Here is a 20091-nt window from a genome sequence, read left to right as displayed (position 1 = left end):
CATAATATTTAACAAAAATAAATATCTGTACAGCTTTTCCGTTCAGCCCTTCGACACACTCAGTGCTTGGTGAGCTTGTCGAGGTAGCCCATGGCGAACGCCGAGACCACGAACGTCAGATGGATGATCACGTACCACATCAGCTTTTCGCTCTCCAGCTGCTGCGCATCCATGAACATACGCAGCAGGTGGATCGAGGAGATGGCGACGATGGAGGCCGCGACCTTCATTTTCAGCGAGCCGGAATCCATCTTGCCGAGCCAGTCGAGCTTTTCCTTGCCCTCTTCGATGTCGAGCTGCGAAACGAAATTCTCGTAGCCGGAGATCATCACCATCACCAGCAGACCACCGACTAACGCCATGTCGATCAGCGACAGGAGCTTGAGGATGAGCTCGGCCTCGCTAAGCGAGAGAATCGCCGGGAGGATATGAAATATTTCCTGGAAGAACTTGATCGCCAGCGCCAGCAGAGCGAACGCCAGGCCGAAATAGATGGGAGCCAGCAGCCAGCGAGCGGCATACATGGCATTTTCGAGAATACGCTCCATGAGGTCTCACACGGGAAATGACGAAGGACGCGAGTATACGCAGCAGGGACCAGTGCACCAAGGCAGTCAGGGAGCGCTATCCGGCATGTGGATAAGCACAAGGGCATCACGCGGCCAATTCGCCTGGAACGATTGGCCGCGACGTGCTCGGCCGTCGAGCGCAACTATTCCCAACCGCTCAGAAAGCGCCCTTGGTTGGCGTTGACGCGGCGCAGCTCGGCTTGCATGTGCAGCTGCCAGATGGATGGATCGGTCGACTCGGCGTAACCCTGTCCCATCAGGTTGTCGGCGATCGCGGCGAGCACCGACTCGGCCTTGGCAGGCCCGTGGAACGGGCCCTGCACCTTGATGGCGGTGGGCTGACCATCGGCCAGTCCGGCGGCGCAGAGCAACGTCCACAAACCGTTACCGCCGGCAAGCGGGCGTATGGCGCATTCGATTCGGGTAACCAGGCCCAGGCACTGGCGGTTCAGACACAGGTTGTGCGGCATGGTGGCGGTCCTCGCATCGGCCGACGCGGGAGACACCCTGTCCGGGTGGGCGCGCAAGCCTGTTTATCCCCTGAAGCTGTGGATAACCATGTGGATGGAGGGTGGATGCCCTCCTCCATTGCAGACCCGCCGCTGGCGCTATCGTTCCGTTCAAAAACCGCACAATGGCGCAGTCAATCTCCACCCTCAGGCGTGGACGGTGCCTGATCGGCGGTCGCCGACTCGCTCTTGCCTTCGTCTTCCATTTCGATCTCGGCAATATCACGCAGACGCTCGACCACCCTGGCGTTGACGCTGCCCTTGGGGAAGTGTCCCTGTTCGTTGGCGGCACCGACGTCTTCGCCGACCAGAAGCGATAAAGCCTCATCCACCTGTCTTACAGCATAGACGTGGAATCGCTGCTGGCGTACCGCTTCGAGCACACGCTCATCGAGCATCAGTGTGGTGACGTTGGCGAAGGGGATGATCACCCCCTGCTCGCCGGTCAGCCCACGTGCTTCGCAAAGGCGGAAGAAGCCCTCGATCTTCTCGTTGACCCCGCCGACCGCCTGCACTTCGCCGAACTGGTTGATCGAGCCGGTAATGGCGAAACACTGCTTGAGCGGCGTGCGCGACAGCGCCGAGATCAGCGCGCAGCATTCGCCCAGCGAGGCACTGTCACCGTCGACGTAGCCGTAGGACTGCTCGAGCGCGATGCTTGCCGAGATTTCCAGCGGAAACTCCTGGGCGTAGCGGCTGCCGAGGTAGCCGGTGAGAATCATCACCCCTTTGGAGTGGATCGGCTGGCCGAGATTGACCTCGCGCTCGATGTCGACGATCCCCGAACCGCCCGGGTAGACGGTGGCGGAGATGCGCGCCGGCATGCCAAAGGCCGAATCGCCGACTTCCAGCACCGTCAGCCCGTTGCACTTGCCGATCGCTGCGCCTTCGCTGTCGATCAGGATCACCCCGGCGAGGATATCCTCGAGTATCCGCGCCGAAACCCGACCGGTGCGCGTGGCCTTGGCCTTCAGCGCACGCTCGATGTGACCGACATCGGTGACCTCGTCCTTGGCCAGCTGGCGAATGAAATCGGCCTCGCTGACCAGCTGGAACAGGTCGCCGATACGTGCCGACAAGCGCCCCTGATGTTCGGCCAGGCGTGCGCTGTAGGTAGCCAGACGCGCGACGGCCGCGGCGGTTAGCGGCGCCATGCCCTCTTCCGAAGTGCGGGTCTTCATCAGCTGAGCGAACTGCTCGAGGCTGTCCTCGGCCAGCGGGATGTCCTCGTCGAAGTCCACCAGCACGCGGAACATCTCCTGGAAGTCCGGATCCAGGTCCTGCAGCGTGTAATAGAGCTGGCGCGAGCCGATGATGATCACCTTGACGTTCAGTGGGATCACCTGCGGCGTCAGCGTCACGGTGGCCAGGCGGCCCAGCTCGGCGAGCGGCGACTCCATCTTCAGTTTGCGTGACTGCAGGGCCCGCTTGAGCGCTTCCCATACAAAGGGCTCGCTGAGCAGTTTCTCGGCCTCGAGCATCAGGAAACCGCCATTGGCGCGGTGCAGCGCACCCGGACGCAACTGGCGGTAGCTGGTGTAGAGCGCGCCCTGATCGGTGTTGTACTCGATGCGACCGAACAGGTTGTCGTAGGTCGGGTGCGGCTCGAATACCACCGGTGCGCCACCATCGACCGGATGGCCGACCACCAGGCTCGGGCTGTACTGCTCTTCCAGCAGCACCCGGTTCTGCGCTTCCGGACGGTTCTCGTCGACCAGTTGCTCGACCACCGTCTTCAACAGGTTGACCTGCACCGCCTGCAGGTACGCCTCGATACCGGCGTTCTCCGCATATTTCTCGGACAGCGGCGCGAGCAGCGGCTGCAGCGCCTGGCTGATGGTTTCATCGTTGAGCTGGCGCAGCTGGTTGGTCGACTCGCGCTTCCACTGCGGCAGGCTCGCCAGCTCCTCGTTCAGCCGCACTTCCAGCGCGGAAATATCCTCGTGGTAGCGCTCGCGCTCGCTCTCCGGCAGCTGAGCAAACTCGGTTTCGTCCAGCGCCTTGCCTTCCTTCATGGGGGTGAAGGCGATGTTGGTGCTGTCTCGATAGAGGGCGATTTCCTTTTCCAGCGCGAGCTTTTCGATCACATCCAGCGCTTTGTCGTAGCGCTGGTTGAAGGCGCGGTCGATAGCGCTCTTCTTCTGCTGGAAGCTGGGATGCTCGAACACCGCCGGGAAGGTGGCCAGTAGGTTGTCGATCAGCTGGTTGATGTCGGCGATGAACGCAGCGGCACCGCCATGGGGCAGCTCGAGCACGCGAGGCTCGCGCGGCTCGTCGAAGTTGTTCACATAGACCCAGTCCGACGGCGTCTCCAGTCGCTTCCCCTCGGCCTTCAGATAACGTCGCACGAAGGAGAAACGCCCGGTGCCGGGCTCGCCCATGACATAGACGTTATAGCCCGGGCGCGGCATCGCCACGCCAAACTGCAGCGCCTCGACCGCGCGCTCCTGGCCGAGTACACCGAGAAAGGGCTCAAGCTCGGCGGTGGTCTTGAAGTTGAATTGGCTGGGCTCGAAGGGACGGGTCAGCGCATCGGGTGCCAGGCGCAGGCCGGCAGCGACAGTTTCAGGCATCGGGAATCCTTGACGGGGTGGCGCGCAGCCACGATTGATGCGCGTCATTCTCGCGCCGAGCCACCCGCGCCGCAAGGTTGAAGCCGGTGTCTCCTGGCCGGAGACCGCCGGATGTGGCTGACCGGGGTTCGCTGCTCATTCGTTGGCCGCCGCATGCCGACATATGTAGAAACAATCGCTAGTGTCCGATCTGTTCGCAGATCTTGATGTGGGTCAACCGGCCACTTGACGAAAAGGCGCCTCCTAGAGCCAGCCAACACAAAAGGAGCCTCCATGATGCGCCCCTCTCTCACCCTATTGCTTAGCAGCCTAATCGTTACCAGCGCAGCGAACGCAGATGAACTGCGCGAGCGAGCCAATGCGATGTTCAAGCCGATCCCGGACAAGGTCACTGAGCTGCGTGGTCGCCAGCTCAGTGAAGACCAGGCCATGCTTGGTCACAAACTCTGGTTCGACCCTCGCCTTTCCAGCAGCCATGTCATCAGCTGCAACACCTGCCACAACCTGAGCATCGGCGGCAGCGACAACGTGCCGACCTCCATCGGTCACGGCTGGCAGAAGGGCCCGCGCAATTCGCCAACCGTGCTGAACGCCGTGTTCAACGCCGCGCAGTTCTGGGATGGGCGCGCCAAGGACCTGCAGGAACAGGCCAAGGGCCCGGTTCAGGCGAGCGTCGAAATGAACAGCACCCCCGAGCGCGTCGTCGCCACGCTCAAGAGCATTCCGGAGTACGCCGCCGAGTTCAAGAAGGCCTTCCCCAAGGACAAGGAACCGGTCAGCTTCGACAACATGGCCTATGCACTGGAAGCCTTCGAGGTCAGCCTGACAACGCCGAACTCACCGTTCGACCGCTTCCTCAAGGGCGACGACAAGGCGCTGGACGACAAGCAGAAGCAAGGCCTGGCTCTGTTCATGGACACCGGCTGCTCGGCCTGCCACAACGGGGTGAACCTGGGTGGCCAGGGCTATTTCCCCTTCGGCGTGATCAAGAAGCCAGGGGCTGACGTGTTGCCGACTGGCGACAAGGGCCGCTTCGCGGTGACCAATACCGCCAGCGACGAGTACGTATTCCGCGCTGCGCCGCTGCGTAACGTCGCGCTGACACCGCCGTACTTCCACAGCGGCGAGGTCTGGGAACTCGAGCAGGCGGTGGCCATCATGGGTGACAGCCAGCTCGGCCAGCAGCTCAACCCGGACGAAGTCAGCGCCATCACCGCCTTCCTGCACAGCGTGACCGGCGACCAGCCGCAGGTGGTCTATCCCGTGCTGCCGCCCAGCACCGCAGACACTCCCAAGCCGGAGTGAATGCATTCAAGAACCCGGCGCAGCGCGCCGGGTTTCCGTCCGTACAGCCGCACGCCCTCACCGACCATTCTGCTCCTTGAGCAGGTCCCGGATCTCGGTCAGCAACAGCTCCTCCTTCGAGGGCGCCGGTGGTGCCGACGGCGCCTCGGCTTCCTTGCGCTTGAGCTGGTTGATCGCCTTGATCGCCATGAAGATGGCAAATGCAATGATCACGAAATCCACCACCGTCTGGATGAACGCGCCGTAACGCAGCAGCACGGCCGGGGTATCCCCAACAGCATCCTTGAGCACGATGGCGAGATCGGTGAAATCGACTCCACCGATCAGCAGCCCCAGCGGCGGCATGACCACGCCATCGACGAACGACGACACGATCTTGCCGAACGCGGCGCCGATGATGATCCCCACCGCCATGTCGACGACGTTGCCGCGCACGGCGAACGCCTTGAACTCGCTGATCAGACTCATATTCGCATCATCCTTCTGGTAGTCGCAGGCTTGCCTGAAATGGCGCAGCATCCTGGCGCGGAGCGCCGTCGTAGAGCATAGGCGGCGCAATCGGTACAAGCCACGCCGATGTGCCTTTCATCGACCGGTTATTGCGAATGAGGTTCGCTTGATCGCCGTCAACCGGTTCTGCCGGACGGGCGAATAAGGTAGAGCCCTTCCTGACACCCGGAGCGATTCCATGCACGTCGAACACCACCCCCTGATCAAGGACTTCCCTGAAAAGCGCGAGCAACTGCAGAAGCTGCGTCAGGAAGACCCGGTCTTCGCCCGCAAGGCCGAAGAATACGAGGCGCTGGACAAGCGCATCTGCCGCGTCGAAGACGGCGTCGAAACCCTCGACGATGCCGCGCTCAGTGCGCTCAAGCAAGAGCGCGTGAACATGAAGGACGACATCGCCCGCGACATCAAGCGCGCCTCGGGCAGCTGCTGCGGCGGTTGCTGCGGCTGATAGCGCCTACCCGTGAAGAGAAGCCCGCCATGCGCGGGCTTCTTGCTGTCTGACCCGCTAGAACAATCCACCGAAGCGAAATCCGGAGCCGACCCAGACGAAGGCAACCGCCGTCAGGGTGATCAGCACGATGTGCAGCCCCAGTTGCGGCAGGCGCTGCGCATCCAGCTTGGGAATCAGTGCCAGCCGCGCATGCACGCCGAGCAGCGCGGTAAATCCGAGCAGTACTAGCTTTGCTTGCACCAGATGCGCCATGGGCGACGAATCGAACCATTGCCCATGGGGCAGCCAGAGGCTGGCCAGCCAGAGCCCGCTGACGATCTGCACCAGCAGCGCAGGAATCCCGACGCGCTCGTAGAGTTGTTCGAACTGGCGTACCGGTTGCACATCGCGGCGACGCAGGGCACCCGGCAGAACACTGAACAGCAGTACCAGATGCCCGCCGACCCAGACGCTCGCTCCCAGTAGATGCAGAAACAACAGATGACGCATGGCACGCACTCCTGCTCGATTTGTTTACAGTCTGGCGGTTCCCGCGCCGCTTGTGGCTGATGGCAATCAAGTCAGCCGTTATCATGCGACACCCATTCCCCGACGCGGAGTTTCCCATGGCCAAGGCCAAGCGCATGTATGGCTGCACCGAATGCGGCTCGACCTTCCCCAAGTGGGCCGGCCAGTGCGGCGACTGTGGCGCCTGGAACACCCTGGTCGAAACCGTCATCGACGGCGCCGCGCCACCGTCCGGCCGCGCCGGCTGGGCCGGGGATCAGGCCAACATCAAGACCCTGGCCGAAGTCAGCGTCGAAGAAATGCCGCGCTTCTCCACCGCCTCCGGCGAGCTGGACCGCGTGCTCGGCGGCGGCCTGGTGGACGGCTCGGTGGTGCTGATCGGCGGCGACCCAGGCATCGGCAAGTCGACCATCCTGCTGCAAACCCTGTGCGCCATCGCCCAGCGCTTCCCGGCGCTGTATGTCACCGGCGAGGAATCCCAGCAGCAGGTGGCGATGCGCGCGCGCCGTCTGGACTTGCCGCAGGACAGGCTCAAGGTGATGACCGAAACCTGCATCGAGTCGATCATCGCCACCGCGCGGCTGGAAAAGCCCAAGGTGATGGTCATCGACTCGATCCAGACCATCTTCACCGAGCAGCTGCAATCGGCGCCCGGTGGCGTAGCCCAGGTGCGTGAGAGCGCGGCGTTGCTGGTGCGTTTCGCCAAACAGAGTGGCACGGCGATCTTCCTGGTCGGCCACGTCACCAAAGAAGGCGCGCTGGCCGGCCCGCGCGTGCTCGAGCACATGGTCGATACGGTGCTGTATTTCGAGGGCGAATCCGATGGCCGCCTGCGCCTGTTGCGCGCGGTGAAGAACCGCTTCGGCGCCGTCAACGAACTCGGCGTGTTCGGCATGACCGACAAGGGCCTGAAGGAAGTCACCAACCCCTCGGCGATCTTCCTCACCCGCGCCCAGGAGGCAGTGCCCGGCAGCGTGGTGATGGCCACCTGGGAAGGCACCCGGCCGATGCTGGTGGAAGTGCAAGCCCTGGTCGACACCAGCCACCTGGCCAACCCGCGCCGCGTGACCCTGGGTCTGGATCAAAACCGCCTGGCCATGCTGCTGGCCGTGCTGCACCGCCATGGCAGCATCCCGACCTATGACCAGGACGTGTTCATCAACGTAGTAGGCGGCGTGAAGGTGCTGGAGACCGCTGCGGACCTCGCCCTTATGGCTGCGGTGATATCCAGCCTGCGCAATCGCCCGCTGGACACCGACCTGCTGGTGTTCGGTGAGGTGGGCTTGTCGGGCGAGATCCGCCCGGTGCCGAGCGGCCAGGAACGCCTGAAGGAAGCCGCCAAGCACGGTTTCAAGCGCGCCATCGTGCCCAAGGGCAATGCCCCGAAGGAGGCCCCGCCCGGCCTGCAGATCATTGCCGTGACGCGCCTGGAGCAGGCCCTCGACGCGCTGTTCGAGTGAGCCGGCTAGGCGCCACCCAACGCTGCCAGCTCGCGCTCCAGCAGCGCTTCGTCACCAAGGTTGAGTTCGACCAGACGTCGCAAATGAGCGATCGAGTCGAGGTCGATGTGCTGGCAGACGAAGCCGATCAACTCGCCTTCCTCATGAGCCATGCTTACCTCCATGCGCACCTCGGCGTCGTCGGCAAGGCGCACCCGTGCCACGAAGGGTTGCTCGGCGTCAGCGCTCCAGTCGGCGGGACGACAAACCAGCAGCCCCTTCAGCGACAGGTCATGCAGCTCCACCGACCAGCAACGCTCACCCTGCACCAGTTCGGTGGCTGCGTCGAACTCGATGCGCTGAAAGCGCCGGCGCTCACTGGACGAATCACTCATGGCATTACTCCGCGAAGTCTGGGTTCACTATAGGACAGTACCAGCCGAAGCCGCCGTCACAACCAGCGGCGGACGCGCGCGCAGTAGGCCCGATAGTCATCGCCGAACAGCTGGATGAGCAGCCGCTCCTCATGCACGATGACGCCACGCTGCATGGTCACGATCACCGCAGGGAACAGCAGCCACGGCCACAGCGACGCCCATAGCAGCGCGATGCCGAGGTAAATGAGGCTGTCGGCCAGGTAGATCGGATTGCGCGAAAAGCGGAACGGCCCCTCCTCCAACAATTTCGCCGGCTTGCCGTAGGGATTGACCGTGGTCTTGCGCCAGAGCATCAACAAACCGGCCCAGAGCATCAGCAATACGCCGGCATCAATCAGCCCCCAACCGAGGTAATCCGTCCAGATATTCTTCGGTAGCGCGACGGGCAGCAGCGCCTCGAGCAACCAGGCAATTGCGAGAAACAGCAGATAGATGATTGGCGGAGGAAGGATCACGCCAGTGGCGTTTTTGAACATGCCAGAACTCCGATGAGCGGTGTGCGGAGTCTAGCGCGGCGCACGCCCGAAGCGACCGATCAGGATCAAGCCATCAGCGGTTGCCGGAGGCAGAAAGCAGAAAGCCCGCTTGCGCGGGCCTTCCGTTTGCAGCGCCTTGACGCTTAGTTGCCGTACACCGGGAACTTGGCGCAGACGGCTTCGACCTTGCCACGGACCGCTTCAATCACCGACTCGTCGCCCATGTTGTCGAGGATGTCGCAGATCCAGCCGGCCAGCTCGCGGCACTCGGTTTCGCCGAAACCACGAGTGGTGACCGCCGGAGTACCAATGCGCAGGCCGGAGGTGACGAACGGCGAACGCGGATCGTTCGGCACGCTGTTCTTGTTCACGGTGATGTGGGCGCGACCCAGGGCGGCGTCCGCGTCCTTACCGGTGATGTCCTGCTTGATCAGCGACAGCAGGAACAGGTGGTTCTGGGTGCCGCCGGAAACCACGTCGAAGCCGCGCTGGATGAACACTTCCGCCATGGCCTGGGCATTCTTCACCACCTGCTGCTGGTAGGCCTTGAACTCGGGCTGCAGGGCTTCCTTGAAGCACACCGCCTTGGCCGCGATGACATGCTCCAGCGGGCCGCCCTGGGCGCCCGGGAAGACCGCGGAGTTGAGCTTCTTCTCGATCTCCTCGTTCTTCTTGGCCAAGATCAGGCCGCCGCGCGGGCCGCGCAGGGTCTTGTGGGTGGTGGTGGTAACGACGTCGGCGAACGGTACCGGGTTCGGGTAAACGCCAGCAGCAACCAGACCGGCGACGTGCGCCATGTCGACGAAGAGATAGGCACCGACCTTGTCGGCGATCTCGCGGAAGCGGGCGAAGTCCAGCTTCTGCGAATAGGCGGAGAAGCCGGCGACGATCATCTTCGGCTTGTGCTCGACGGCCAGGCGCTCGACTTCGTTGTAGTCGATCAGGCCTTGATCGTTGATGCCGTACTGCACGGCGTTGTACAGCTTGCCGGAGGACGACACGGAAGCGCCGTGGGTCAGGTGGCCGCCGTGGGCCAGGCTCATGCCGAGGATGGTGTCACCGGCACTGAGCAGGGCGAGGTAAACCGCGGCGTTGGCCTGGGAGCCTGCGTGCGGCTGGACGTTGGCGTAGTCGGCGCCGAACAGCTCCTTGGCGCGATCGATGGCCAGCTGCTCGACCACGTCGACGTACTCGCAACCGCCGTAGTAGCGCTTGCCCGGGTAGCCTTCGGCGTACTTGTTGGTCAGCACCGAACCCTGGGCTTCCATCACCGCCGGGCTGGTGTAGTTCTCCGAGGCGATCAGCTCGATGTGGTCTTCCTGACGCTTGGCTTCCTGCTGCATGGCAGCGAAAAGCTCGGCGTCGTATTTGGCGAGGGTCAAATCACGGCTGAACATGGCAGTCCTCTGAGGTCAGCTGGCGGTTAAAAAGTGAGGCGCGGATTCTACCCCATCCACGCCGTTGCGGGTATGAGCGCTGGTCATGGTCAGCATGAACGCGAGCGCCCTACCGACCCGTGCAGGCCCCACCGACAGCACCGCCGCGGTTTGCCCTGACCGGCCCATTCGGGTAGCTTTGCGCCCTTTACATGCCACCCTTTTCTTCCCGGCCCTGGCGGCTTCGGGGCGGCATCCATCACCACTGTCACGGGCATCTGTTTCCATGGCTCAATACGTCTACACCATGCACCGGCTGAGCAAGGTCGTTCCGCCGAAGCGTGAGATCCTCAAGAACATTTCCCTGTCGTTCTTCCCCGGCGCCAAGATCGGCGTGCTCGGCCTGAACGGCGCCGGTAAGTCCACCCTGCTGCGCATCATGGCCGGCGTCGACACCGAGTTCGACGGCGAAGCCCGCGCCATGCCGGGCATCAATGTCGGCTACCTGCCGCAGGAGCCGCAGCTCGATCCCGAGAAGACCGTGCGCGAGATCGTCGAGGAAGCGGTCAGCGTGATCAAGGACGCCCAGACCCGTCTGGATGCCGTCTATGCCGCCTATGCCGAGCCAGACGCCGACTTCGACGCGCTGGCCGCCGAGCAGGCCAAGCTCGAGGCGATCCTGCAGGCCTCCGATGGCCACAACCTGGAGCGCCAGCTGGAAGTCGCCGCCGACGCACTGCGCCTGCCGCCGTGGGACGCCAAGGTCGGCCACCTGTCCGGTGGCGAGAAGCGCCGCGTCGCGCTGTGCCGCCTGCTGCTGTCGGCCCCCGACATGCTGTTGCTGGACGAACCGACCAACCACCTGGACGCCGACTCGGTGGCCTGGCTGGAGCATTTCCTCCACGATTTCCCCGGCACCGTGGTGGCGATCACCCACGACCGCTACTTCCTCGACAACGTCGCCGGCTGGATTCTCGAACTCGACCGCGGCCAGGGCATACCGTTCGAGGGCAACTACTCGCAGTGGCTGGAAGCCAAGGCCGCGCGCCTGGAGCAGGAAGCCAAACAGGAGTCGGCACACAAGAAGGCCATGAAGGCGGAACTGGAGTGGGTGCGCCAGGGCGCCAAGGCCCGCCAGTCCAAGTCCAAGGCCCGCCTGCAGCGCTTCGAGGAGATGCAGTCGCAGGAATTCCAGAAGCGCAGCGAGACCAACGAGATCTACATCCCGGCCGGCCAGCGCCTGGGCGACAAGGTCATCGAGCTGAAGAACGTGCGCAAGGGCTACGGCGATCGCGTACTGATCGACGACCTGTCCTTCAGCGTACCGAAGGGCGCCATCGTCGGCGTGATCGGCGGCAACGGCGCGGGCAAGTCCACGCTGTTCCGCATGCTGATGGGCAAGGAAACCCCGGATTCGGGCAGCATCGAGATCGGCGAAACCGTGCAGCTGGCCTGCGTTGACCAGAGCCGTGACGACCTGGACGGCGGCAAGACGGTCTGGGAAGCGGTTTCCGACGGCCTCGACCAGATCCGCATCGGCAACTACGAGGTACCGTCGCGCAGCTACGTCGGCCGCTTCAACTTCAAGGGCGCCGACCAGCAGAAGTTCGTCAAGGACCTCTCCGGCGGGGAGCGCGGTCGCCTGCACCTGGCGCTGACCCTCAAGCAGGGCGCCAACGTGCTGCTGCTCGACGAACCGTCCAACGACCTCGACGTCGAGACCCTGCGCTCGCTGGAAGAGGCGCTGCTGGACTTCCCCGGTTCGGCCATCGTGATCTCTCACGACCGCTGGTTCCTTGACCGGGTCGCCACCCACATCCTGTCCTACGAGGACGATGGCAGCGTGGTGTTCTTCGAAGGCAACTACACCGAGTACGAAGCCGATCGCAAGAAACGCCTCGGTGAAGCCGCCTCCCAGCCGCACCGCGTCAAGTACAAGAAGCTCGCGCAATAACGCTGTGGAAAACCCGAACGGAGCCTTATGGCTCCGTTCTTGCGTCATAAAGACGACGAACGAACTAGTAGCAAAGTGCCTTATGTCGGATAATTGCCGCCCTCTCTGACCCCGGCCGGCAATCATCTACCGCGCCACGACTTCGCGACAGGAAAGGAACTCGCATGGCAGCCTTGGGACTGCGCGGCAAATCACTGCTGGCCTTGTTGCTCAGCTGCCTGCTGGCCTTCGTGTTTGCCGGCTTCATCGGCCGCGAAGCGCTGCTCGGTGTGCAGCATCGCTTTGGCGAAGCCTATGCACGCAATGTCGTGCAACTCAACCGCGAGCGCCTGTTCGCGCCGGTCTCCCGTGAGCTGGCCCTGGCTCAACGGCTGGCGGCCTCGCAGCTGACCCTCGCCTGGCTGAGCGATGAGCGCGATCCAGCCAAGCGTGAGATCTTTTTCAAGGAAGCCGCCGGCTACCAGCAGGCACTCGGCGATCACGCCTACTTCGCCGCGTCGGCGCATAGCAACAGTTACTACTCCAACGGGCCCGACCAGCCACGCAGCGATGCGCCGCGCTATCAGATGAGTCCGGACAACCCGCGCGACGAGTGGTTCTACCTGACCCTGCAAAGCGATGCCCCTTACGCCATCAACGTCGATCGCTCGGTGGTGACCGGCGAGCTGAAGGTATGGTTCAACGTGCAGGTACGCGATGGCGAGCGCCGCCTGGGCCTGGTCGGCTCGGGTATCAGCCTGAAGGCCTTTCTCGATGACTTCATCGCCTCTGGCAAGGTAGGTGTCGAGTCGATGGTGCTCGATGCCTATGGCTCGATCCTGGTCCACCCGAACCAGAATCTGGTCACCCTGAATGCCGAAACCGCGCGCGGACGCTCCTTGTCGACGAGCATTCTCGGCCAGCTCGACGACCTGAGCGCGGCCTCGGCAGTGCGTCAGGCGATGGCGGAAAGCCGCGAAAACCCCGGCACAGTGACGACGTTGCGCGTCACTCTGGACGGCGCGCCCCGCTTGCTGGCGCTGAGCTGGATTCCTGAACTGCAGTGGTTCGTCGCCAGCGCCGTCGACCTGGGCACCGCGCAGGTGGTCGAGATCCGCCCGCTGCTGCCGGCCATCGGCCTGTTCCTGGTGCTGTTCCTGCTGCTGATCGGCGGCGGCGCCTGGCTGGTGGAAAAGCGCGTGCTCAAGCCACTGCGCCAGCTACGCCGCAGCGCCCAGGCGCTGGCGGCCGGGCAGTACGACGCGCCGCTGCCGCTGCATCGCCAGGACGAGATCGGCGAACTCAGTGCAGCCTTCGGCACCATGGCGCAACAGGTCCGCAGCCACACCAGCGAACTGGAGAAGCGCGTACGCGAGCGCACCCGTGACCTCGAGCAGGCCAATCGCGAGATGGCAGCAGCACACAAGAAGATCGACGACTCCATCGATTACGCCAGCCTGATCCAGCGCTCCATCCTGCCCAACCGCCAGTTGGTGACCGCCATGGGTGACCGCCATGCGGTGCTCTGGCGGCCGCGTGATGTTGTCGGCGGCGATTTCTACGTGTACCGCGCCGACGAGCAAGGCTGCTTGTTTGGCGTCGTCGACTGCGCCGGCCACGGCGTTCCCGGCGCACTGATGACCATGCTCGCCCATGCGGCCATCGACCAGGCGCTGGGCAGTAGTGGCCTGCAGGATCCGGCTGCGGCACTTTCACGCACCGATGCCATCGTGCGCAGCATGCTTCGTGACGAGAACGGCTCCCACGCCCTGGCCACGAACATGGATATCGGCCTGGCCTATGTCGATCTTCGCCAGCGCAAGGTGCATTATTCCGGCGCGAAGATTGCCTTGTACTACTGCGACGGCGCAGAGGTGCAGGAAATCAAGGCGGCCCGACGCTCCATCGGTGACAAGCGGGTCGGCGAATACCACAACACCTGCATCGACCTGCTGCCGGGACGCACCTTCTACATGACCACCGACGGATTTCTCGACCAGGCTGGCGGCGATCAGGGCTACGGCTTCGGCAACAGCCGCTTCGCCAGCATGATCCGCGAGCACGCGCAGCTGCCACTGGCCGAGCAGGGCGAGGCGTTCAGCCGTGCGCTGGCGCGCTACCAGGGCGATTTTCCGCAGCGCGACGACATCACGATGTTATGTTTCCGTTTCGATTGAGACAGGGAGTTGGCCATGGCCTCCATTGACATGTTCGCGATGCGCGAATCCTACAACCAGCAACAGATCATGCTGTGCTTCAACGGCCCCATCTCACGCAGTCTGATCGAAGAAATCGGCAACGCGCTGCGCAACTACATGAGCGAGGAGCAAGCGCACCCTTCCTCGGCCATGGATGTGTTCGCCGTATACATCGAGATGACCCAGAACATCCGTCATTACACCCGCGTGAAGAACTGGTCCGATCAGCAGGCCGGGGCCACCGTAGTGGTCGCCCGCGATGAGCAGGGCCGCTACGTCGTCTCGGCCGGCAACCTGATCGAAACCGCCGATGGCCAGGTACTGCTCGATGCCATCGCGGAACTGGCGAAGAAGGACAAAGCCGAACTGAAGGCTTTGTACAAGGAACAACTGCGCAAGCCGCGCGACGAGCACGTGGCGTCTGGCGCAGGGCTTGGCCTGATCGACATCGCCCGCAAGTCCAGCGAACCGCTCAACGCCTCGTTGCAGCCAGTCTCCGACGAACTGTCCTTCATCAGCCTGAGCGCCGTCATCTGAATCCCAAGAGCATCCCCATGAACGACTTTTCCATCCCCGGCAGCCAGTCCACCCCTGAAATCCAGTCCGACTGGGAAAAAGGCATCGTCTCGATGCGGGGCGATTCCTACCCTGAGAATTCCTACGAGCTGTTCCATCAGGTCTACGAGTGGATCGAGCGCTTTCTCGCCCAGGCCAGCCACCCACTCAGCCTCGAGCTGCGCCTGCTGTACCTCAACACCAGCAGCATCAAGGCGATGATGGACATCTTCGACCTGCTCGAAGCGGCCTTCCAGGACGGTCGCCAGGTGGCAGTCAACTGGTACTACGACATCCGCAACGAGCGTGTGGTCGAGCTGGCCGAAGAGTTCAAGGAAGACTGCACCTTCCCCTTTGCCATCCAGAGCCACGACTGACGGAAGGTCGATATGCGCGGGCCATCGCCGCTAGAACAGGAGATCGCCGGTCTCCTTGCCAATCCAGAGTTCGAAGGCCACCCACTGAAGGAGGCCCTCAGCCAGCTGTGGAGCGCCCATCACGATCTGCTCGGGCGCATCGAGCGCATCGCTCGCGTGTCGGATGGCTACCAGAGCATCGCCCGCGAACGCGAGCTGAGCCTGGCGGCGCGTTTCGACAAGCAGCTGCGCCAGCTGGAAAAGGTCGCGCGCATCTCTGACCGCTACCAAATGATGATGCAGGACCTCAACGCCTCGCTGCGTGAGGCCTCGACCCTGGACTCCCTCACCGGGATCGCCAACCGCCGCCTGCTCACCGAACGCTTGCGCGAGGAAAGCGAGCGCGCCAAGCTCTATGCGCGACCGCTGGCCGTGGTGATGCTGGATATCGATCGTTTCAAGGTGATCAACGACGAGTACGGCCATGAAGTCGGTGACCGGGTGCTGATCGAGGTGGTGCGGGTCATGGAGTCGGAAATACGCGAACATGATCTGTGCGGGCGCTGGGGCGGCGAAGAATTCCTCATCCTGATGCCCGAGTGCACGGCCGCGACCGCCCAAACGGTCATGCGCCGCCTGGGTGACAGCATCTCGTCTCTGGGCGTGCGGGTAAACGACGACCTGCTCGGCGTCACCGCCAGCATGGGCATCGCCGAACTGCATGCCGACGAAACCTACTCCAATACCATCAACCGCGCCGACCTGGCCCTGCTGCGCGCCAAGCGCAGTGGTCGCAACCGCTGCGAACTGGCGGACTAACTCCGCCAGCGCACAATAATGACGCACTCAATGCGCCATTTTGGCGCTAATTGATCCGGCTTCAGTTTCAGCTCTCCTGAAGCACCTTGAAACAACCGCCCCAGAGGCGCTCTGCGCGATACCTCACGCCAGCTGGCTTACCTATCTACGCACCACTGAAAGGCACAGCCGAGCAATAACGCACTTCCGCGGTGCAAATCAGGTTTGTTACAGTCGCCCGCCAAAATTATCAATGACTGCCAACAAGCGGTCGCCGAGGGCCTACTGATGATCGAAACCGTTGATGCCTTTCTCGCCCGACTGAAGCAACGCGACCCCCACCAACCCGAGTTCCACCAGGCGGTCGAAGAGGTGGTTCGCAGCCTCTGGCCGTTCCTCGAAGCCCACCCGCATTACATGCAGGCCGGCATCATCGAGCGCATGGTGGAGCCGGAGCGCGCCATCATCTTCCGCGTGCCGTGGGTCGACGATCAGGGCCGCGTTCAGGTCAACCGCGGTTTCCGCATCCAGATGAACAGCGCCATCGGCCCGTACAAAGGTGGTCTGCGCTTTCATCCCTCGGTCAATCTCGGCGTGCTCAAGTTCTTGGCCTTCGAGCAGGTCTTCAAGAACTCCCTCACCTCGCTGCCCATGGGCGGCGGCAAGGGCGGCTCGGACTTCAATCCCAAGGGCAAGAGCGACAACGAGGTCATGCGCTTCTGCCAGTCGTTCATGAGCGAGCTGTACCGCCACATCGGCGCCGACCTCGACGTGCCAGCCGGTGACATCGGCGTCGGCGGTCGCGAGATCGGCTTCCTCTTCGGCCAGTACAAGCGCCTGTCCAACCAGTTCACCTCCGTCCTGACCGGCAAGGGCCTGGCCTATGGCGGCAGCCTGATCCGCCCGGAAGCCACCGGCTACGGCTGCGTGTACTTCGCCGAGGAAATGCTCAAGAGCAGCCACAGCAGCTTCGACGGCAAGCGCGTGGCGATCTCCGGTTCCGGCAACGTCGCACAGTACGCGGCGCAGAAGGTCATGGAGCTGGGTGGACGGGTCGTCTCGCTGTCCGACTCGGGCGGCACGCTGCACTTCCCGGACGGCATGACTGCCGAGCAGTGGACCTACCTGATGGACCTGAAGAACGTTCGTCGCGGTCGCCTCGAGGAGATGGGCACGCAGTTCGGCGTGACCTACCTGGCCGATCAGCGTCCGTGGAACCTGCCGTGCGACATCGCCCTGCCCTGCGCCACGCAGAACGAACTGGATGGCGAAGACGCCCGCGCATTGCTGAAGAACGGCTGCATCTGCGTGGCCGAAGGCGCGAACATGCCGTCGACCCTGGAAGCCGTGGATCTGTTCCTCGAGGCCGGCATCCTCTATGCACCGGGCAAGGCATCCAATGCCGGCGGTGTGGCCTGTAGCGGCCTGGAGATGAGCCAGAACGCCATGCGCCTGCACTGGACCGCCGGTGAGGTGGATACCAAGCTGCACGGCATCATGCAGTCGATCCACCACGCCTGCGTCGCCCATGGCGAGGAAAACGGCCGGATCAACTACGTCAAAGGCGCCAACATCGCCGGCTTCGTCAAGGTCGCCGATGCCATGCTGGCCCAGGGCGTCGTGTAACGGCTGCGCCGACCGGCAAGCTTCGGCCAGAAAGACAAAGCCCCCGTCGGATCGTCCGGCGGGGGCTTTTGCTTTGCGGGGCTTCCCGCGGCAATCGACTACCAGTAGTTCTCCACTGCCACCTGCCCCGGCCTGCGGGTCATCGCCAGGTTCAGATCGCGGGCTTTCAGTACCGCACGGGTGTCCTCGATCATCTGCGGGTTGCCGCAGAGCATGATCCGCGAATGCTCCGGCGTCAGCTGCAGATCGGCGGCGCGCTCCAGTTCGCCGTTCTCGATCAGCGTGGTGATGCGCCCATGCAGCGCGCCGGGCACCCGTTCGCGCGTGACTACCGGCAGGTACAGCAGCTTCGTGCCCAGTCCTTCCAGGTAGTCGCGCTGCGGCAGTTCGGCGATCAGCCGCTGATAGGCCAGTTCACGGGCCTCGCGCACGCTGTAGACGAGAATGATGCGCTCGAAGCGCTGCCAGGCCTCGAAGTCCTGCAGGATCGACAGGAACGGCGCGATCCCGGTGCCGGTGGCCAGCAGCCAGAGGTCACGGCCATCGGGAAAGCGATCCAGCGTCAGGAAGCCGAAGGCCTGCTTGTCCACCAGCAACTCGTCGCCGACCTTGAGCCGGCTCAGCTCGCTGGTGAATTCGCCGTCCGGCACCACGATGGAGAAGAAATCGAGAAACTCATCATGCGGCGCCGAGACCATCGAATAGGCACGCCAGACGATACAGCCGCTGGGCTTGCGTACGCCGAGGCGGGCGAACTGCCCGGCGGTGAAGCGAAAGCCGGGATCACGGCTGGTACGCAGGGTGAACAGGTTGGGCGTCAGCGTCTGCACCTCGAGCAGGCGCTGGCGGGTGAACTTCTCTTCGCTGGCGGTCATACTTCGCTCCCTCCGAGCATCTGCCGGACCTGCCGCTCGCAGCGCCCGTGAATCGTTGATACTCCTTTCCGACGCAGATAAACACCGCCAGTTCTCATGCCTATTCTCGACACCCCGTACGCCAGCCTCGACCTGATCCGCCAACCGGAGCAGCCCAACGAGCCGTTGCAGGCCTTCGACGCCGCCGACGAATACCTGCTCGCCACGCTGCATGGACAGGGTTTGCCGGCGGCCGCGCGGGTGCTGATTCTCAACGACAGCTTCGGTGCGCTGGCCTGCTCGCTGGCCGCGCATGTCGAGGTGACCAGCAGCGGCGACTCGCATCTGGCGCACCTGGCCCTGCAGAAAAACCTGGCACGCAACGACCTGCCGGCCGACCGCGTGCGTTTCGTTCCCGCCAGCGAGGTCGCCCAAGGCCCGTTCGACCGGGTGCTGATTCGCGTACCGAAGACCCTTGCGCTGCTGGAAGAACAGCTGATCCGTCTGCACGACCAGCTGGCGCCCGGCGCGCAGGTGATCGCGGCGGCGATGATCAAGCACCTGCCGCGTGCCGCCGGCGATCTGCTGGAGCAGTACATCGGCCCGGTGCAGGCTTCGCTGGCGGTAAAGAAGGCCCGCCTGCTCAGCGCCACGCCGGTCGACAAGCCGGCGCCACAGTCGCCCTACCCGACCTGCTATCAGCTCGACCAGCCAAAACTGGAACTGCTCAACCACGCCAACCTGTTCTGTCGCGAGGGGCTCGACATCGGCACGCGCGCCTTTCTGCCGCATCTGCCCAAGGCGCTCGGCGCGCTGCGTGTCGCCGACCTCGGCTGCGGCAACGGCGTGCTCGGCATCGTCTATGCGCTGGGTAACCCGCAGGCGGAGCTGACCCTGGTGGACGAGAGCTACATGGCGGTGCAGTCGGCGCGCGAGAACTGGCAGGCGATCCTCGGCGAGCGCCCGGCCGATATCCGCGCCGGCGACGGCCTGGCCGAGCAGCCGCCGGCCTCGCTGGATCTGGTGCTGTGCAATCCGCCGTTCCACCAGCAGCAGGTGGTCGGCGATTTCCTCGCCTGGCGCATGTTCACCCAGGCCAAGGCGGCACTGACCAAGGGCGGTGAGCTGTGGATCGTTGGCAATCGCCACCTCGGCTATCACCTCAAGCTCAAACGTCTGTTCGGCAATGCCGAGCAGGTCGCCGCCACGCCGAAGTTCGTCGTTCTGCGGTCGATCAAGGCATGAACGAGGTGCCGGTCCGCCTGAGCATCCGGCAGTTCGCCGCACGTACCGGGCTGTCCGCCGACACGCTGCGCTATTACGAGAAGATCGGCCTGCTGCGACAGGTCGCTCGGGATGCCAGCGGTTTTCGCGTCTATGGCCCACGCGACCTGGAGTGGATCGGCTTCATCCTGCGCCTGAAAGACACCGGCATGGCGCTGGACGACATCATCCGCTATGCCGAACTGCGCGAATGCGGCGATACCACGCTGGCGGCGCGCCAGGCGCTGCTCGAAGAACATGCGGCGCGGCTGCAGGAACGCATCCAGCGCGACCATGATCATCTCGACGCGTTGCGCGCGAAGATCGCCCTGTATCGGCAGCAAACTTCCGCTTGA

20 protein-coding genes are annotated in these 20091 nt (G+C 63.7%); 11 read left to right on the top strand and 9 right to left on the bottom strand.

Going from position 1 to position 20091, the window contains the following annotated elements; translation table 11 throughout:
• Positions 1-59: 59 nt before the first annotated feature.
• The 3 genes from OUY36_RS04515 to OUY36_RS04505 form a co-directional block, all read right to left on the bottom strand.
• The gene (locus OUY36_RS04515; RefSeq protein WP_125868215.1) at positions 60-548 is read right to left on the bottom strand and encodes a TIGR00645 family protein; all 489 of its coding nucleotides are present in this window, start codon (positions 546-548) and stop codon (positions 60-62) included.
• Between the two features lie 164 nt (positions 549-712).
• Positions 713-1039 carry a PA4575 family protein gene (locus tag OUY36_RS04510; RefSeq protein ID WP_063544264.1) on the bottom strand — a complete coding sequence of 109 codons (327 nt, stop codon included), beginning with the start codon at positions 1037-1039 and terminating at the stop codon, positions 713-715.
• Between the two features lie 173 nt (positions 1040-1212).
• Positions 1213-3651 (bottom strand): Lon protease family protein, encoded by a 2439-nt coding sequence (locus tag OUY36_RS04505; RefSeq protein WP_063544262.1) that lies wholly within the window; start codon positions 3649-3651, stop codon positions 1213-1215.
• A 276-nt stretch (positions 3652-3927) separates the two neighbouring features.
• Here OUY36_RS04505 and OUY36_RS04500 point away from each other — a divergent pair, with 276 nt between their 5' ends.
• Entirely contained in the window at positions 3928-4956 is a 1029-nt protein-coding gene (locus OUY36_RS04500) for a cytochrome-c peroxidase (protein ID WP_267938086.1), read from the top strand.
• A gap of 57 nt (positions 4957-5013) precedes the next feature.
• On the opposite strand, the gene mscL is transcribed toward OUY36_RS04500, so the two are convergent.
• A complete protein-coding gene (mscL, locus tag OUY36_RS04495; protein ID WP_110779024.1) occupies positions 5014-5424 on the bottom strand; it encodes a large-conductance mechanosensitive channel protein MscL in 411 nt (136 codons plus the stop codon).
• A gap of 220 nt (positions 5425-5644) precedes the next feature.
• Between mscL and OUY36_RS04490 the strand changes: the two genes are divergently transcribed.
• Entirely contained in the window at positions 5645-5914 is a 270-nt protein-coding gene (locus tag OUY36_RS04490; protein WP_267936948.1) for a YdcH family protein, read from the top strand.
• A 57-nt stretch (positions 5915-5971) separates the two neighbouring features.
• Here the strand turns inward: OUY36_RS04490 and OUY36_RS04485 are convergent, their stop codons facing one another.
• On the bottom strand, positions 5972-6406 hold the full coding sequence (locus tag OUY36_RS04485) for a CopD family protein (protein ID WP_014821457.1): 435 nt from the start codon (positions 6404-6406) through the stop codon (positions 5972-5974).
• A 116-nt stretch (positions 6407-6522) separates the two neighbouring features.
• On the opposite strand from OUY36_RS04485, the gene radA reads away from it, so the two are divergent.
• Complete coding sequence (radA, locus tag OUY36_RS04480; protein ID WP_063544254.1) at positions 6523-7884, top strand: DNA repair protein RadA; 1362 nt, start codon at positions 6523-6525, stop codon at positions 7882-7884.
• A 5-nt stretch (positions 7885-7889) separates the two neighbouring features.
• On the opposite strand, the gene OUY36_RS04475 is transcribed toward radA, so the two are convergent.
• The 3 genes from OUY36_RS04475 to glyA all read right to left on the bottom strand — a co-directional run bounded on the left by OUY36_RS04475 (position 7890) and on the right by glyA (position 10173).
• Complete coding sequence (locus OUY36_RS04475) at positions 7890-8258, bottom strand: PilZ domain-containing protein (RefSeq protein WP_063544252.1); 369 nt, start codon at positions 8256-8258, stop codon at positions 7890-7892.
• Between the two features lie 56 nt (positions 8259-8314).
• Positions 8315-8776, bottom strand: coding sequence for a methyltransferase family protein (locus OUY36_RS04470; protein WP_063544250.1), 462 nt, complete (start codon positions 8774-8776; stop codon positions 8315-8317).
• Between the two features lie 143 nt (positions 8777-8919).
• Positions 8920-10173, bottom strand: a complete 1254-nt coding sequence (glyA, locus tag OUY36_RS04465; protein ID WP_267936947.1) for a serine hydroxymethyltransferase — start codon at positions 10171-10173, stop codon at positions 8920-8922.
• Positions 10174-10438: 265 nt separating this feature from the next.
• Here glyA and ettA point away from each other — a divergent pair, with 265 nt between their 5' ends.
• From ettA to gdhA, 6 genes are all read left to right on the top strand, one after another.
• Positions 10439-12106, top strand: a complete 1668-nt coding sequence (gene ettA / locus OUY36_RS04460; RefSeq protein WP_267936946.1) for an energy-dependent translational throttle protein EttA — start codon at positions 10439-10441, stop codon at positions 12104-12106.
• A gap of 164 nt (positions 12107-12270) precedes the next feature.
• Positions 12271-14262 (top strand): biofilm regulation protein phosphatase SiaA, encoded by a 1992-nt coding sequence (gene siaA, locus OUY36_RS04455; protein ID WP_267936945.1) that lies wholly within the window; start codon positions 12271-12273, stop codon positions 14260-14262.
• A 15-nt stretch (positions 14263-14277) separates the two neighbouring features.
• Positions 14278-14820, top strand: coding sequence for a biofilm regulation protein kinase SiaB (gene siaB, locus OUY36_RS04450; RefSeq protein ID WP_267936944.1), 543 nt, complete (start codon positions 14278-14280; stop codon positions 14818-14820).
• Positions 14821-14837: 17 nt separating this feature from the next.
• The gene (gene siaC, locus OUY36_RS04445) at positions 14838-15215 is read left to right on the top strand and encodes a biofilm regulation phosphoprotein SiaC (protein ID WP_110778059.1); all 378 of its coding nucleotides are present in this window, start codon (positions 14838-14840) and stop codon (positions 15213-15215) included.
• A 12-nt stretch (positions 15216-15227) separates the two neighbouring features.
• Entirely contained in the window at positions 15228-16013 is a 786-nt protein-coding gene (siaD, locus tag OUY36_RS04440; RefSeq protein ID WP_267936943.1) for a biofilm regulation diguanylate cyclase SiaD, read from the top strand.
• 267 nt (positions 16014-16280) lie between these two features.
• A complete protein-coding gene (gdhA, locus tag OUY36_RS04435; RefSeq protein WP_063544239.1) occupies positions 16281-17618 on the top strand; it encodes an NADP-specific glutamate dehydrogenase in 1338 nt (445 codons plus the stop codon).
• 98 nt (positions 17619-17716) lie between these two features.
• Here gdhA and OUY36_RS04430 read toward each other — a convergent pair whose 3' ends face one another.
• Positions 17717-18493, bottom strand: a complete 777-nt coding sequence (locus OUY36_RS04430; protein WP_200595746.1) for a ferredoxin--NADP reductase — start codon at positions 18491-18493, stop codon at positions 17717-17719.
• A gap of 96 nt (positions 18494-18589) precedes the next feature.
• Between OUY36_RS04430 and OUY36_RS04425 the strand changes: the two genes are divergently transcribed.
• Together OUY36_RS04425 and OUY36_RS04420 are read left to right on the top strand one after the other, a co-directional pair.
• Complete coding sequence (locus OUY36_RS04425) at positions 18590-19717, top strand: methyltransferase (RefSeq protein WP_267936942.1); 1128 nt, start codon at positions 18590-18592, stop codon at positions 19715-19717.
• Entirely contained in the window at positions 19714-20091 is a 378-nt protein-coding gene (locus tag OUY36_RS04420) for a MerR family transcriptional regulator (protein WP_079328904.1), read from the top strand. Before OUY36_RS04425 ends, OUY36_RS04420 begins: the two co-directional genes overlap by 4 nt.

The organism is Stutzerimonas sp. R40042, from assembly GCF_026642215.1.
Classification (GTDB): domain Bacteria; phylum Pseudomonadota; class Gammaproteobacteria; order Pseudomonadales; family Pseudomonadaceae; genus Stutzerimonas; species Stutzerimonas frequens.
This window is presented reverse-complemented; position numbering and strand designations above follow the sequence as displayed.

Excerpts from the sequence above, each read along its gene's own strand:
- OUY36_RS04515 (WP_125868215.1), bottom strand. The coding sequence starts at position 548 with ATGGAGCGTATTCTCGAAAATGCCATGTATGCCGCTCGCTGGCTGCTG.
- OUY36_RS04510 (WP_063544264.1), bottom strand. The coding sequence starts at position 1,039 with ATGCCGCACAACCTGTGTCTGAACCGCCAGTGCCTGGGCCTGGTTACC.
- OUY36_RS04505 (WP_063544262.1), bottom strand. The coding sequence starts at position 3,651 with ATGCCTGAAACTGTCGCTGCCGGCCTGCGCCTGGCACCCGATGCGCTG.
- OUY36_RS04500 (WP_267938086.1), top strand. The coding sequence starts at position 3,928 with ATGCGCCCCTCTCTCACCCTATTGCTTAGCAGCCTAATCGTTACCAGC.
- mscL (WP_110779024.1), bottom strand. The coding sequence starts at position 5,424 with ATGAGTCTGATCAGCGAGTTCAAGGCGTTCGCCGTGCGCGGCAACGTC.
- OUY36_RS04490 (WP_267936948.1), top strand. The coding sequence starts at position 5,645 with ATGCACGTCGAACACCACCCCCTGATCAAGGACTTCCCTGAAAAGCGC.
- OUY36_RS04485 (WP_014821457.1), bottom strand. The coding sequence starts at position 6,406 with ATGCGTCATCTGTTGTTTCTGCATCTACTGGGAGCGAGCGTCTGGGTC.
- radA (WP_063544254.1), top strand. The coding sequence starts at position 6,523 with ATGGCCAAGGCCAAGCGCATGTATGGCTGCACCGAATGCGGCTCGACC.
- OUY36_RS04475 (WP_063544252.1), bottom strand. The coding sequence starts at position 8,258 with ATGAGTGATTCGTCCAGTGAGCGCCGGCGCTTTCAGCGCATCGAGTTC.
- OUY36_RS04470 (WP_063544250.1), bottom strand. The coding sequence starts at position 8,776 with ATGTTCAAAAACGCCACTGGCGTGATCCTTCCTCCGCCAATCATCTAT.
- glyA (WP_267936947.1), bottom strand. The coding sequence starts at position 10,173 with ATGTTCAGCCGTGATTTGACCCTCGCCAAATACGACGCCGAGCTTTTC.
- ettA (WP_267936946.1), top strand. The coding sequence starts at position 10,439 with ATGGCTCAATACGTCTACACCATGCACCGGCTGAGCAAGGTCGTTCCG.
- siaA (WP_267936945.1), top strand. The coding sequence starts at position 12,271 with ATGGCAGCCTTGGGACTGCGCGGCAAATCACTGCTGGCCTTGTTGCTC.
- siaB (WP_267936944.1), top strand. The coding sequence starts at position 14,278 with ATGGCCTCCATTGACATGTTCGCGATGCGCGAATCCTACAACCAGCAA.
- siaC (WP_110778059.1), top strand. The coding sequence starts at position 14,838 with ATGAACGACTTTTCCATCCCCGGCAGCCAGTCCACCCCTGAAATCCAG.
- siaD (WP_267936943.1), top strand. The coding sequence starts at position 15,228 with ATGCGCGGGCCATCGCCGCTAGAACAGGAGATCGCCGGTCTCCTTGCC.
- gdhA (WP_063544239.1), top strand. The coding sequence starts at position 16,281 with ATGATCGAAACCGTTGATGCCTTTCTCGCCCGACTGAAGCAACGCGAC.
- OUY36_RS04430 (WP_200595746.1), bottom strand. The coding sequence starts at position 18,493 with ATGACCGCCAGCGAAGAGAAGTTCACCCGCCAGCGCCTGCTCGAGGTG.
- OUY36_RS04425 (WP_267936942.1), top strand. The coding sequence starts at position 18,590 with ATGCCTATTCTCGACACCCCGTACGCCAGCCTCGACCTGATCCGCCAA.
- OUY36_RS04420 (WP_079328904.1), top strand. The coding sequence starts at position 19,714 with ATGAACGAGGTGCCGGTCCGCCTGAGCATCCGGCAGTTCGCCGCACGT.